Source organism: Kribbella sp. NBC_01505, assembly GCF_045040285.1.
Lineage (GTDB): Bacteria > Actinomycetota > Actinomycetes > Propionibacteriales > Kribbellaceae > Kribbella.
Window position 1 is genome coordinate 9,694,565 of record NZ_CP109425.1, and the last position, 13,158, is coordinate 9,707,722.

Genomic DNA, 13,158 nt, shown 5'->3' on the forward strand with positions numbered 1-13,158 from the left:
CCTGCGGCAGGTGCGCCCGCGCCGTACCGAGGTCCCTTGGGGCTGCCCCTTCAGGCAGGTTGCGCGGTAGGGCAGGACCCACTGCCCCCCAAGACGCACGCGCCGCTCTGCCGCTCCCCCGCCACACCGAGTTTGCTGGACAGCGTGAGCCGTATCCCGCGTGTCCCGACCGCCATCATCACCACCGCCGCCCTCCTAGCGGCGGGCCTCGCCGTGCTGACTATCGATCGTGGAGCCTCCGCCGCCGAGGGAGACCCGCCGATCATCCACCCGGTGTCGTACCCGGCGGGCCAGGGCCCGTCGTACCGGTCGACCGTGAGCAGCGACGGGCGATGGGTCGCGTTCGAGTCGGAAGCGCAGGAGACCGCGGGCATCTGGCTGCGCGACCTGCGCGAGCCCGAGCAGACCGTACGGCTACCCGGGCTGGACAACCTGACCGCGGTGATGCCGACGATGTCGGGAGACGCCGGTCTGATCGCCTTCGCCGGCGGCCTCTTCGGTGGCACTCAGTCGAGCACGTTGCACGACGGACAGTACTACGTGCTGAACCGGCGGGATCCGGAGCACACCGTCCTGAAGCAGGTCACCGGGAACGGGAACGACCTGCCCTACCAGCGGTTCACGGACTGCCTCATCAACGGCGAGGGCGACGACTACGACTGCGCACCGAAGTTGTCCCGCGACGGCACGACCCTGGTCGCACCGATCCTGCAGTCGGTCATCTCGGGCACTCTCCCGGTGACGATCGACGGTGCCAGCGTCAGCAGCGAGGGCGCGGCGTACCCGGTGGCGGACTTCTCGGCGTTCGCCACCTCCGGTCAGAAGACAGTGACCGTGAAGAACAACACCCAGCAGGCGATCATCTACCCGGATACCGGTCCGGTGCTCGACGGCGACACCCAGTTCACCTTGACCTCCAACACCTGTGCGGCGGCGCTGCAGCCCGGTGCCTCGTGCTCGGTGACGGTGAAGTACACCGGCACGGACTGCACAGTCGAGTCGACCGGCGTACTGCGTTTCCCGGCCACCGCGGCGCCCGGACAGACCGCTGTCGCACTGACCGCCGGCGGTCGGTGCTCCGGGCCGGCAGCCTTCCCGCCGCGGGCCGCCGCGGCGACGCCCAATTGCGCCGGTCCGAGCCAGTACACGCGCAGCTTGCCGAGGGCAGACCAGCCTATGGACGCGGACGCCGACCACCCGCATCCGTGGTTCGCGTTGCCCGAGGCGACCGCGGGCGAGCTCGGCATCGTGGCGCTGCCGATCGAGAACCTCACGAACTCAGCTCAGATCCCGAATCTCAGGTCAGCTGGATGTCAGCTCAAGCTCGTGCTGCCCGCGAACGCGCCGCCCGAGGCCTGCAAGCCGGGTGCGCCGGTGGGTACGGACGCGGGTTGTACGGCGTACGTCGAGTACAAGTTCTCCGACGTCGCGGCGTACTCCGGCACCATCAACCTCGGTGACAGCGTCTACCGGATCGGCGGCCAGGCGTCCCGCACAGTCGTCGCGGCCTGGCGTGATGCCAGCGCCTCGGGAAACTTCGGACCCGGGCGAGTGGTCAGCGTGACGGGCGCCAACGACGTACCGATGGAGGGCAACGGCCCGACCGTGTCCGCCGACGGCCGCTGGGTCGCCTACAACTCGACCACCCCGTACGGCCGGCCCGCCCCCACCGTGCCGTGGTACTCCCAGGTCTATCTGCACGACACCGATTCGGCCGGGGACCGGACGTACCGGCCCGGCGAGACCAGCATCGCCTCTGTCGAGAACGACGGCTCGCTCCCGCGGAGTACGAGGGAACCCTCGATCTCCGACGACGGCACCCGCGTCTCCTTCACCGATGACCGCGACGGAGCGGACCAGGTCTACGTCCGCGACGTCGCCGCGAAGAAGACCGTCCTCGCCTCGGCAAGCCCCGACGGATCCCAAGCCGGCCGCGCGGCCTATGACTCGGTCCTGTCCGGCGACGGCTACACGGTCGCCTACATCTCCGACGCGCCCGACCTCGGGCCCGGAACGCTCGCCGGCCCGCGCATCATCGGGCGCGACCTGACCAAGGACTTCGCGGGCAGCGCGGGCGTGAACGAACTCCTGTCGCCGCGCTCGTCCGGGACCGGCAGCGGCTACGGCGACCGGTTCATCGCCCTCAGCCAGAACGGAACCCTGGCAACCTTCGAGAGCCGCGACCGGGTTGACGAGTTCAGCGATGCCGACGAGGAGTCGGACGTCTTCTGGTCGATGCGGCGCAGCTACGCGTCAGCGGCTCCGGACCCGGTCGACCTCGGGACGGCCAAGGTCGGTACGTCGGCCGGGCCGGTGCCGTACACGGTCACGAACACGGGGACCGTGCCGATCAAGTTCCGGGAGCCCCGGTTCTACAACGCCGAATTCGGTCTGGCGTCCGACCAGTGCGTCGGCACCACGATCCGGCCGGGTCAGAACTGCTCCTACCTGTTGAAGTTCACCCCGAACGCCATCGGTCCCCGGAAGGGCACCATCGACCTGTACGACACCGGCGGTGCCGTCGGTGTCTCGCTCAACACCGACCTGAGCGGCCGGGGCAGCAGTGACGCGCGGATGCCTGGCGAGACCAAGCATGTGTCGACCAACAGCGCCGAACACCTCGACCCGGCGATCAGTGACTCCGGGCAGTTCGTCGCCTATCGCACCCGGACGAGCACCGGCGACTCGTCGTACACCCAGATCAACGTGCGGAACCAGGCCAACGCCGACATTCGCAAGGCCGGGGAACACACCCAGGTCGGTCCGCCCTCCATCTCGGCCGACGGCACCCGGGTCGCGTACGACGCCCGGGACAACGTCCAGAACGCCCGTGGCCAGCACGTGATGGTCGCTGACGGCACCGCTGACCGGCAGATCACCGGCACCACCACCGATCTGCGCTATCAGCGGCCCTGCGGCTTCGGGAACCTCGACAGCTCCTGCAAGCCCGTCATCTCCGGTGACGGCAAGACGGTGGCGTTCGGGGCCACGCTCGATGCGCGGGCCGGCGAGAACCTCCAACTGGAGCTGCAGGAGACCGACGGTTCGCTGCACAACATCCAGTCCCTGATCGACCTCGGCACCGGCGATACCAAGACGCTGCGGGTCACAGCCGACCGGCCGATCCACTTCACCGGCAAGGCGACGATCGACGTCGGCTCCGCGTTCACGGTCACCACCACCACCTGTGAAGGCGACCTGGCCGCCGGAGCGACCTGCACGGTCGGGATCAAGTTCGGTTCGTGTGGAGGCTCGCACAACGGCGTGCTCCGGCTGAACGGCGCGACGCCGGACGGCCAGGCCGCGATCGCGCTGACCGCGAACAACAGTTGCATCAAGCTGAGGAACGAGCAGGCGCCGAGCGCAGCCGCTGCGGACTGTACGCCGATCACGCCGCCGGGCTACACGCCGTCCGCCTCGACCGGGACCACGTCGGCAGGCAACATCGTGGGCGACGCCAACCGCGTCCCGGTCGGCGGCATCGCTTACGTGGCGGTCGACGTGCCGGCCCGGGACAGCGCCCAGAACCTCGCCTTCTCCGTGCCCACCTGCGACCTCGCGCTGGTCACGCCGACCACGATCGATCCCGACCGGCCGAGGCCGTGTGTGCACGGCGAGCAGCTTCCGGCCGGCATCGGTTGTACGGCGATCGTCGGGTACCGCCCGAGCGACGTCGACCCGGCATCGGCGTTCCTGACCACCAGGGGCCCGGCGGACCCCAAGCCCTTCCGCTTCGTGGGCACCGGGACCCGCGACGTCGTCCTGACCAGGACCGATACCGCCGGGGACGGCACGTTCGCCGGAGCACCGGAGATCGTGAGCAAGGATGCCGGCGGTGCGGTGGTCCCGGGTTACCAGCCCTCGATCTCGGCCAACGGCCGGTACGTCGCCTTCGTCGGGGTGTACGGCGCCACGCTGCAGGTGTTCCGCCGGGACCGTACCGCGGGCGCGACGATCCTGGCCTCGCAGCTTGCCGACGGCAACGCCGGGAGCGATTTCGCGCAGTACCCGTCGCTGTCGGCCTCCGGGGACCGGGTCGCCTTCGAGACCGAAGGGGTCAGTCCCCCGGAACTGCGGGCCGCGAAGGCGAAGCCGAAGGCAAGGGCCGCCGACGAGCCCGCGCCACACCCCAGCCGGATCTGGGTCCGCGATCTGTCCGCCCAGAAGTCGGTCCTGGTCTCGTCCGCGGCCGGCAAGCCCGGCGAGGACGGCGACGGTTGGAGCCACGAACCGGCGATCTCGGACGACGGGACGACGGTCGGGTTCTCCTCGAATGCGAGTGACCTGGTCGAGCAGCCCACCAACGAGAACGACGGTGTCTACGTTCGCTACGTCGACCCGGACTTCGCCGGAGCGGCCGCGAGTGAGCGGTTCACCGAGCGGGTGTCGTTGAACGAGGAGGGCTTGGTACCCGAGGACGGCAGCAGCCACACCCCGGCCCTGAGCGCGGATGGCGCGTTCACGGCCTTCGAGTCGCGCTCCGACTTGGTGGCCGGAGCGGAAGACGAGGAACGGTCCGACATCTTCGTACGGCGGCGGCTCGCCCAGCTCGTGGCTACTCCGGCGAGTGCGGACTTCGGCGCCGTACAGGTGGGGAAGTCGTCGAGTGCGCGCGAGATGGTGGTGAAGAACATCGGGTACGGGCCGGCGGCTGCTGGGCCGACCGCCGTCGCGGCTCCGTTCGGGGCTGGGAGCAACGTGTGTGCGCAGACGTTGTACCGGGGGCAGAGCTGCACGGTCGACGCGCGGTTTGCGCCGACGGCTGCGGGGCCGGTCACTGGGACGCTGACGCTGCCTAGCAAGCAGGGGTACCTGGCTGGACCGTCGGTCGCGGTTGGACTGGCCGGAACCGGTACGGCGGCGCCTCCGGGGGCGCGGTTCAGTGTGACGCCGGCGTCGGTGGCGTTCCCGGCGGTGGAGGTTGGCAAGGCCTCGTCGCCGAAGCCGCTGAAGCTGCAGAACACGGGTGATGTGCCGCTGAACGTGGCGGCCAAGGTGAACGGGACCGGGGACTTCGGCATCAAGCTCGGCCCTTGTACGACGGTGATGCCGGGGACGACGTGCGACGTACCGGCCACGTTCGCGCCGCGGGCGACCGGGAGCCGGACCGGCAGCGTGATCTTCACGCCGACGTCTGCGGATCCGGCGGTGAAGAGTCCGGCGGCGGTCGCGGTCGGGTTGAGCGGGTCGGGGACGCCGGGTACGGCGGTGGCTTCGATGACGGTGGCGCCGCAGGTGCTGGTGTTCGGGCCGCAGATCTTGAGTGTGCCGAGTGCGCCGAAGTCGATCGTGGTCACGAATACCGGCACGGTTCCGCTGACGCTGAGCGGTCTGTCGTCGCTGCCCGACTTCCGGCCGGTGGTGGGGTGCGCTCCGCTGCAGCCGGGGAAGACGTGTGCGATCGCCGTCCAGTTCGTGCCGCAGTTGCTGGGCGCTCGGGCCGGGGTGGTCACTGTCTCCGCGACGGCGACCGGTGCGGTGGCGCCGTTCCCGGTGCCGGTCACAGTGTCGGGTACGACGTTGACTCCGACTCTGCTGGTCGAACCGCCGGTTGCGCGGCCGGGGCAGATCGTGATCGCGACCGGGACGAACTTCCCGCCGGGGCGGACCGCCGTACTGGGTTGGGACGTCGGTCTCGGTGGACAGCCCGCGGTGGCTGACAAGACCGGCAAGTTCATCGCACCGGTGCTGGTCTACCGACGCGACGTACTCGGGCAGCGCGTGATGACGGCGACCGTGCCGGGCATCCCGCTACCGGTGAACAGCCAGCCGATTCTGGTCATGCCCCTCAGCTACCAGCCGCCGAACTTCGTCCTCCGCTGGTGACGAAAGAAGCCGGCCCCCGCGAGTGCGGGGGCCGGCGGGTAGAAGTGGATGGATCAGATGAGACCCTCACGCAGCGCGTAAGCGACAGCGTGCGAGCGGTTCTTCAGCTGCAGACGGCTGGTCACGTCGTGGAGCACGTTCTTCACCGTCCGCTCGGAGTACGACAGCTCCCGGGCAATCTCCTGGGTGTCCTTCCCGTCGGCCACCAGACGCAGTACCTGCGTCTCGCGGTCGGACAGCCCGGTGTGGGACAACCCGCGCGGTGCCAGCACGTGCCGCTGCATGCGCGACACCTGACCGAGCAACCGGCCCAGCAGATCCGCCGGCAGACTGCCGTCGCCCACGGCGGCGGTCTGCAGCAGGTGAACGATGCGGTCGGCCGTCGCCTCGGTCCGCCTCAGGACCCCGGACACCCCCAGCTCGACCGCGGTCATCAGTGCGTCGTCGTCGATCGTGCTACCGATCAGCACGGTCCGGCGACATCCTCGTTGTGTTGCGGCGCGGAGCACCTGGACCGCGTTGGCGTCCAGAGCGTCGACTGCGACCAACGCGACCACTGGCGGGGCGGTGCGCTGGTCCTGCTGCGCGTGCAGTGCCGCCAGTTCGGCGTCACTGATCAGCGCGATCTCCGGCCGCTGCCTGAGCGCGTGCACCAACCCGAACTGCGACAGCGGGTCCAGCGCCTTCACCCAAACCGGAATACGTTGCTGCGTCGTCATGCTTGTCACTCCCCCAGAGCGTTGTTGAACGGAACGGATCGAATCCGTAGTCACACGAACCCCCAAAATCGTCGATTCCGATCGTGCCCTTGCACCTTCAGCCAGCCTTAAGAGCCGGTGACGGCCGGTATCACGACCCAACGCCTAGCGTGAGGCACCGGCGTTTCACCGGCGTCTCACCCCGATCTCCTGGCCCCGTACGCGCTGAAACATCCCCATCAGGACGCGTGAAACTGCCCTACATCTCTCCCGATGCACGAAAGGGCAGAATGGTTGTGCCGGATTCCGATCGGAGTCCGGCACGAACGGGCAGCGGTCAGCTGCCGAGGCTCGTGAGCGCCCGCAGCGCCAGCCGGTAGGAGTCCAGACCGAAGCCGGCGATCGTCCCGGTCGCAACACCGGCGACCACACTGGTGTGCCGGAATTCCTCGCGGGTCGCGGGGTTGGTCAGGTGGATCTCGATCAGCGGGGCGGTGCGCTGGGCGATCGCGTCGCGCAGCGAATACGAGTAGTGGGTGAACGCGGCCGGGTTCAGTACGACGGGGATCCGACCGTCAGCGGCCTCGTGCAGCCAGCCGACCAGCTCGGCCTCGTCATCGGTCTGCCGGACCTCGACCCGGAAGCCGAGCTCGGCCCCGACCTTCTCGCACTCGGCCCTCACGTCGGCGAACGTCGCCGACCCGTACTTCTCCGGCTCCCGCGACCCCAGCCGCCCAAGGTTCGGCCCATTCAGCACCAGCACCGTCTCGCTCACAGGATTCACCCTAGCCGCGAGAAAGCGCTCGCTGCCTCACCCAGCGCGGTCTCGTACCTGTCCGTGGCGGACTGGCCGCCGGAGATCGCCCGCCAGTTGCGGTAGCTGAGGATGCGCTGGGTCGAGAGAACCTGCGCCGCGAGGAGCTCGGCGCTCAGGTCACCACCCAGTACGGCGGCCAGGGCGTGCTCGTCGTCATCCATGAACTCGCGCAGGCGGGTGGCGAGGGCGGCCGTGGTGAAGACGAGGTTGTAGTAGGCGAGGACCTGGGGGTGGTCGTTCAGGCCGGTGGTCGGCTGACGGTCCTTCAGGCCGGTGCGGAAATGCTCGGCGAGCGTGTCGATCGCGCTCTCCGTGGAGGCCTCGACCAGCCGGGCCGCTTCGTGGCGGTGGTCGGCGATGCGGTGCATGACGAGGTCCTGCTTGGTGGCGAAGTACTTGAAGAGGGTCGGTTTGGAGACGTCGACGGCCGCGGCGATGTCGGCGACCGAGACCTCGTCGAAACCGCGCGCGAGGAAGAGCCCGATCGCCGCCTCGGACAGGGCGTCGTACGTCTGCTGCTTCTTGCGCTCTCGAAGGCCGGTCACGGAGCTATGTTAACCTAGGCAAAAGATTGACCGAGTTAATCTTTTGACCGAGTGTGATGTGGAGTGGGCGATGCGGGGTCTGACGGAGGAGCAGCAGTACGCCGAGGAGTGCCGGGAAGCGCTGCGGCGGATGGTGAGCGGGGCCCGGGAGAACGTGGTCGTCGGTGAGGACACCTGGGGCGACCGGTACACGGCCGAGCGGCTGGGGTTCTACCTCAAGACGCTGGCCCGGGATCTGGCCGAGGAGGGCGACAGCCCGCCGTACTTCGGCCTGATCCGGTACGGCGGGGAGGCCGGGGAGCACGGTGGTCAGACCTACTACCTCGGGCGGCGGCACATCTCGGACGCGATCGGCCGGCCGCCGATGGTGATCGACTGGCGGGCGCCGGTCTCGGCGACCTTCTACCGCGCCTCCCCCACCGGTCCCCGCGGCCTCGCCACCCGGCGCCGGTTCGGCTGGTCGGGGAACACGCTCACCAGCTTCGAGGACGAGCAGCTGGGATCGGCACGGCCTGAGCTTTCGGAGTTCGGGAGCGAGCTGGTACGGCGGGAGATCGAGCGGGCGCGGGTCGGGCCGATGCGCGACATCGTGGCGACGATCCAGCCGGAGCAGGACGAGGTGGTCCGGACCGAACTGGAGGTGTCGGTGTGCGTGCAAGGCGCACCGGGGACAGGGAAGACCGCGGTCGGGCTGCATCGGGCGGCGTACCTGCTGTATGCGCATCGCGGCCGGCTGCAGCGGAACGGCGTACTGGTGCTGGGGCCGAACCGGGCGTTCCTGCACTACATCTCGGCGGTGCTGCCGACGCTGGGCGAGGTCGACGTCAACCAGACCACGGTCGAGGAAATGCTGACAGCGCCTGGTTCTGGGCGGTTCGTGGTGCGGGCGACGGACTCGGATGCGGCGGCGGTGGTCAAGCACGACGTGCGGATGGCCGAGATCATCCGGAGAGCGCTCTACGAGCGGATCTCGCGGCCGGAGCAGGCGATCGTGGTTCCGGACAGCTCGTACAAGTGGCGGGTGACCGAGCACGAGTTCGCGGAGATGGTGGCGGACGCGCGGGCGGAGGCGACGGCGTACCTGATCGGACGGGAGCGGGTGATCGCGCGCGTGGTGGCGTCGCTGCAACGGCAGGCCGAGGCGCGGGGGCAGAACTGCAACGGGGTCTGGCTGCGGAAGATGGCGCGCGCCGCGACGCCCGCGGTCGACGCGGTCTGGCCGGCGGTGAAGGCCGAGGAGATCCTGGCGGAGATCCTCGGAGAGCGCGATCTGCTCTCTCGGGCGGCCGACGGGCTGCTGAGTTCGGAGGAGCAGGACGCGATCGCGTGGCCCCGTCCCGCGAAGGCGAAGACCGCGCGCTGGACCGTGGCCGACGCCGTACTGCTGGATGAAGTGAGCGCTCTCTTGGAGCGCGGCGAGACGTACGGGCACGTGATCGTGGATGAAGCGCAGGATCTTTCGCCGATGCAGTGCCGAGCGATTGCCCGGCGCAGCGAGCACGGCTCGATCACGGTGCTCGGAGATCTGGCCCAAGGTACGACGCCCTGGGCCGCGCACACGTGGACCGAACAACTCACCCACCTCGGCAAACCCGACGCCGAACTGGTCGCACTGACCACGGGCTACCGCGTCCCGGCGTCCGTCGTCGAACTAGCCAACCGCCTGCTGACGGCGCTGCCGGTCGAGGTCCCGCAGACCAGGTCCTTCCGCACCGACGGCCAGCTCACCATCACCCTCTCCTCGGACATCGAGGCCGCGGTCCGGAGAGCGCTCCCCCACGAGGGTTCGATCGGCGTCATCGCCGCCGACCACCGCATCCCCGACCTGACCGACGCCCTGAAAGCAGCCGGCATCGAAACCGTCACCCCGGACGGCGACGGCCGCGTAGCCGTCGTACCGGCCGGCCTCGCCAAGGGCCTCGAGTACGACCACGTGATCGCCGTCGAGCCCGCCGAGATCGTCGAAGCCGAACCCCAAGGCCTCAACCGCCTCTACGTAACCCTCACCCGAGCCGTCTCCCGCCTAGACGTCCTCCACACCCGCCCCCTCCCGAAAGAACTCGCCCCAGCCCAACACTGAGGACGGGTCGGCGCGTTTCGCGGACCGCCCCCACTGACCAACTTCCGCGGTGCCCACCTCTGCACGCTCAGCCGCTGCCCGAAACCTTCGCCGGAACGGGTTGATCAGTGCGGGCGGTCCGAGGTCCGGCACTTCAGCCACAGCCCGTCAGCCCCAGGCAACGGGATCGCGGTCGCCTACCTCGCCATCGGGCTCAGCCATCCGCTCTGCTCGCTGTGCGTTCAGTCGGCCGCTGTTGGCGGTCGGGCGGGGTGCCTGGGGCTGAGGGCTTGGGTGCGAGGTTTGCGGGGAGTTGCTGCCGCTCAGGGGCAGTGGGTCCCCGCTAACTGGTGAGGACCATGCCGCGGAGGGGGCCGGTCAGCTGATTTCGCTGTAGGCCGCGACCAGGAGGCTGGGGTCGGGGGCTTCGAGGATGGTGGGCTTGGCCAGGGCGTCGAGGATGACGAAGCGGAGGCGGTCGGCTCGGGTTTTCTTGTCGAGCTTCATGGCGTCCTGGAGGTGCGGCCAGGCGTCGGCTCGGTAGGAGGTTGGGAGGCCCAGGGACTCGAGTACGGCGCGGTGGCGGTCGGCGGTGGGGTCGTCCAGGCGGCCGGCGGCGCGGGCCAGTTCGGCGACGAAGACCATGCCGATGCTGATGGCGGCGCCGTGGCGCCATTTGTAGCGTTCGGTGCGTTCGATGGCGTGGCCGAGGGTGTGGCCGTAGTTGAGGGCCTCGCGGCCGATCGTGCCGCCGGCTGTGGTGGTGCGCTCGCGGAGGTCGGCGCCGACGGAGTCGGCCTTGACCTGGATGGAGCGGGCGATCAGTTCGGCGGTGGCGTCGTACGCGGGGGTGGAGGCGCCGGCCGGGTCCTTCTCGATCAGGTCGAGGATGACGGGGTCCGCGATGAAGCCGCATTTCACGACCTCGGCGAGACCGCTCACGTAGTCGTTGCGCGGGAGGGTTTCGAGGGCGGCGAGGTCGCAGAGTACGCCGGCCGGCTCCCAGAAGGCGCCGACCAGGTTCTTGCCCTCGGCGGTGTTGATGCCGGTCTTGCCGCCGACCGCGGCGTCGACCATGCCGAGCAGCGTGGTCGGGATGTGCACAACCTTGACCCCGCGCAACCAGGTCGCCGCGACGAAGCCGGCCAGGTCGGTGGTGGTCCCGCCGCCGATCGACACGATCGCGTCCGACCGGGTGAACCCGGCCTGCCCGAGGACCGTCCAGCAGTAGGCCAGCACCTCGGCGGACTTCGCCTCTTCGGCGTCCGGGATCTCGATCGCGTGTGCGGTAAAACCGGAGCCGGTCAGGTCGTCGCGGATCGCGTCCCCGCTGGTGCGCAGCGCGCGCGGGTGGATGATCGCGACCCGCTGCACGCCCTCGCCCAGCAGGCCGGGCAGTTCGCCGAGCAGATTGTTGCCGATGACAACGTCGTACGGCGCGGCGGCCGCGACGCGGATCCGGGTCGCTTCGGTGCTCACGCGAGGTGCTCCTGGATCTCGGTGGCGATCGCCTCCGGCGTCCTGCCGTCGGTCACCACGGTCAGCTTCGCCACCTCGGCGTACAGGGGGCGGCGTGCCTCCATCAGCGTGCGCAGCTGGGTTCGGACGTTCCCGAGCAGCAGCGGCCGGGCGACGCTCATGCCGACGCGCTTGGCGGCCTCAGTGAGAGACACGTCCAGGTAGACCACGTTGTGCCCGGCCAGGTCGGCGCGGGTCGCGGGATCGAGGATCGCTCCGCCGCCCAGCGACAGTACGACGCCGTCGCCGGACAGCGCCGCGACGATCGCAGCGCGCTCCAACGCACGGAACTGCTCCTCGCCGGAGTCGACGAAGATGTCCGAGATCGGCTTACCGACATTGGCCTCGACATCGGTGTCGGTGTCGCGGTGCGGGACCTGCAACCGCTCGGCGAGCAGGGCGGCGATGGTCGACTTGCCCGAACCGGGCGGGCCGACGAGAACGACTACTGGGCTCACTGCTCGGTCCACTCCCGCGGCGTGATCGTGGTCGGCAGCGCCGCCAGATACGACTGATGGTTGCGCGCGGTCTCGGTCACCGAGTCACCGCCGAACTTCTCCAGCGACACCTCGGCCAGCACCAGCGCCACCATCGCCTCGGCGACGATCCCGGCAGCCGGTACGGCGCAGACGTCGGAGCGCTGGTGATGCGCGGATGCGGCCTCGCCCGTGCTGGTGTCGATCGTGCGGAGTGCCCGCGGCACGGTGGCGATCGGCTTCATCGCGGCCCGGACGCGGAGCGTCTCGCCGGTACTCATGCCGCCCTCGGTCCCGCCGGAGCGGCCGCTGGTCCGGCGGATCGACCCGTCCTCGGCGACGATCTCGTCGTGCGCCTTCGACCCCGGCGTCCGGGCCAGCTCGAACCCGTCGCCGAGCTCGACACCCTTGATCGCCTGGATGCCCATCAGCGCACCGGCCAGCTTCGAATCCAGCCGCCGGTCCCAGTGCACGTAGCTGCCGAGACCCGGCGGAAGCCCGTCGACCACGACCTCGACCACGCCGCCGAGCGTGTCGCCGGCCTTCTGGGCGGCGTCGATCTCGGCCACCATCTGCTTGCTCGCGTCGGCGTCGAGGCAGCGGACCGGATCCTCGTCCAGCTTCGCGACATCGGCGTACGACGGGATCACGCCGTAGGGCGCCTTGACCGTGCCGAGCTCGACCACGTGGCTGACGATCGTGATGCCGTAGGCCTGGCGCAGGAACCGCGCCGCGACCTCACCGAGGGCGACCCGCGCCGCGGTCTCCCGCGCGCTGGCCCGCTCGAGCACCGGCCGGGCCTCGTCGAACCCGTACTTCTGCATCCCCGCCAGGTCTGCGTGACCGGGCCGCGGCCGCGTCAGCGGTGCGTTCCGGGCGAGCTCGGCGAGCGTCGCGGGATCCACCGGATCCGCGCTCATCACCTGCTGCCACTTCGGCCACTCGGTGTTCCCGACCTGGATCGCGCACGGGCTGCCGATGGTGAGCCCGTGCCGGAAACCGCCGAGGAACGTCACCTCGTCCCGCTCGAACTTCATCCGGGCGCCCCGGCCGTAGCCGAGCCGACGACGGGCCAGTGCATCGGCCACATCATCCGTGGTGACCTGAACCCCAGCGGGAAGACCTTCGAGTACGGCGACGAGCGCTTGTCCGTGCGACTCGCCGGCGGTGAGCCAGCGCAGCATGCCGCCATCCTCCCACGCCTGCCCGGCCTCCCCGA

Annotated in this window: 8 protein-coding genes; 2 read left to right on the top strand and 6 right to left on the bottom strand. The window is 69.8% G+C overall.

The features are described 5' to 3' along the window. Window positions 1–144 precede the first annotated feature (144 nt). Window positions 145–5,826, top strand: coding sequence for a choice-of-anchor D domain-containing protein (locus OG474_RS45055; RefSeq protein ID WP_405059851.1), 5,682 nt, complete (start codon window positions 145–147; stop codon window positions 5,824–5,826). Window positions 5,827–5,879: 53 nt separating this feature from the next. Here OG474_RS45055 and OG474_RS45060 read toward each other — a convergent pair whose 3' ends face one another. The 3 genes from OG474_RS45060 to OG474_RS45070 all read right to left on the bottom strand — a co-directional run bounded on the left by OG474_RS45060 (window position 5,880) and on the right by OG474_RS45070 (window position 7,886). Further along, window positions 5,880–6,545, bottom strand: coding sequence for a LuxR C-terminal-related transcriptional regulator (locus OG474_RS45060; RefSeq protein ID WP_405059852.1), 666 nt, complete (start codon window positions 6,543–6,545; stop codon window positions 5,880–5,882). A 316-nt stretch (window positions 6,546–6,861) separates the two neighbouring features. Next, window positions 6,862–7,299 carry a type II 3-dehydroquinate dehydratase gene (aroQ, locus tag OG474_RS45065; RefSeq protein ID WP_405059853.1) on the bottom strand — a complete coding sequence of 146 codons (438 nt, stop codon included), beginning with the start codon at window positions 7,297–7,299 and terminating at the stop codon, window positions 6,862–6,864. 5 nt (window positions 7,300–7,304) lie between these two features. Further along, window positions 7,305–7,886, bottom strand: coding sequence for a TetR/AcrR family transcriptional regulator (locus OG474_RS45070; protein WP_405059854.1), 582 nt, complete (start codon window positions 7,884–7,886; stop codon window positions 7,305–7,307). Window positions 7,887–7,956: 70 nt separating this feature from the next. Between OG474_RS45070 and OG474_RS45075 the strand changes: the two genes are divergently transcribed. Beyond that, entirely contained in the window at window positions 7,957–9,966 is a 2,010-nt protein-coding gene (locus OG474_RS45075) for a HelD family protein (protein WP_405059855.1), read from the top strand. Between the two features lie 357 nt (window positions 9,967–10,323). Here the strand turns inward: OG474_RS45075 and aroB are convergent, their stop codons facing one another. From aroB to aroC, 3 genes are read right to left on the bottom strand one after another with little or no spacing between them, the layout of a single operon-like run. Beyond that, window positions 10,324–11,424: a 3-dehydroquinate synthase gene (gene aroB / locus OG474_RS45080; protein ID WP_405059856.1), complete on the bottom strand. Its 1,101-nt coding sequence runs from the start codon at window positions 11,422–11,424 to the stop codon at window positions 10,324–10,326. Next, window positions 11,421–11,921 (bottom strand): shikimate kinase, encoded by a 501-nt coding sequence (locus OG474_RS45085; protein WP_405059857.1) that lies wholly within the window; start codon window positions 11,919–11,921, stop codon window positions 11,421–11,423. The genes aroB and OG474_RS45085 overlap by 4 nt, the downstream gene beginning before the upstream one ends. Then, complete coding sequence (aroC, locus tag OG474_RS45090; protein WP_405059858.1) at window positions 11,918–13,123, bottom strand: chorismate synthase; 1,206 nt, start codon at window positions 13,121–13,123, stop codon at window positions 11,918–11,920. Before aroC ends, OG474_RS45085 begins: the two co-directional genes overlap by 4 nt. Window positions 13,124–13,158 lie beyond the last annotated feature (35 nt).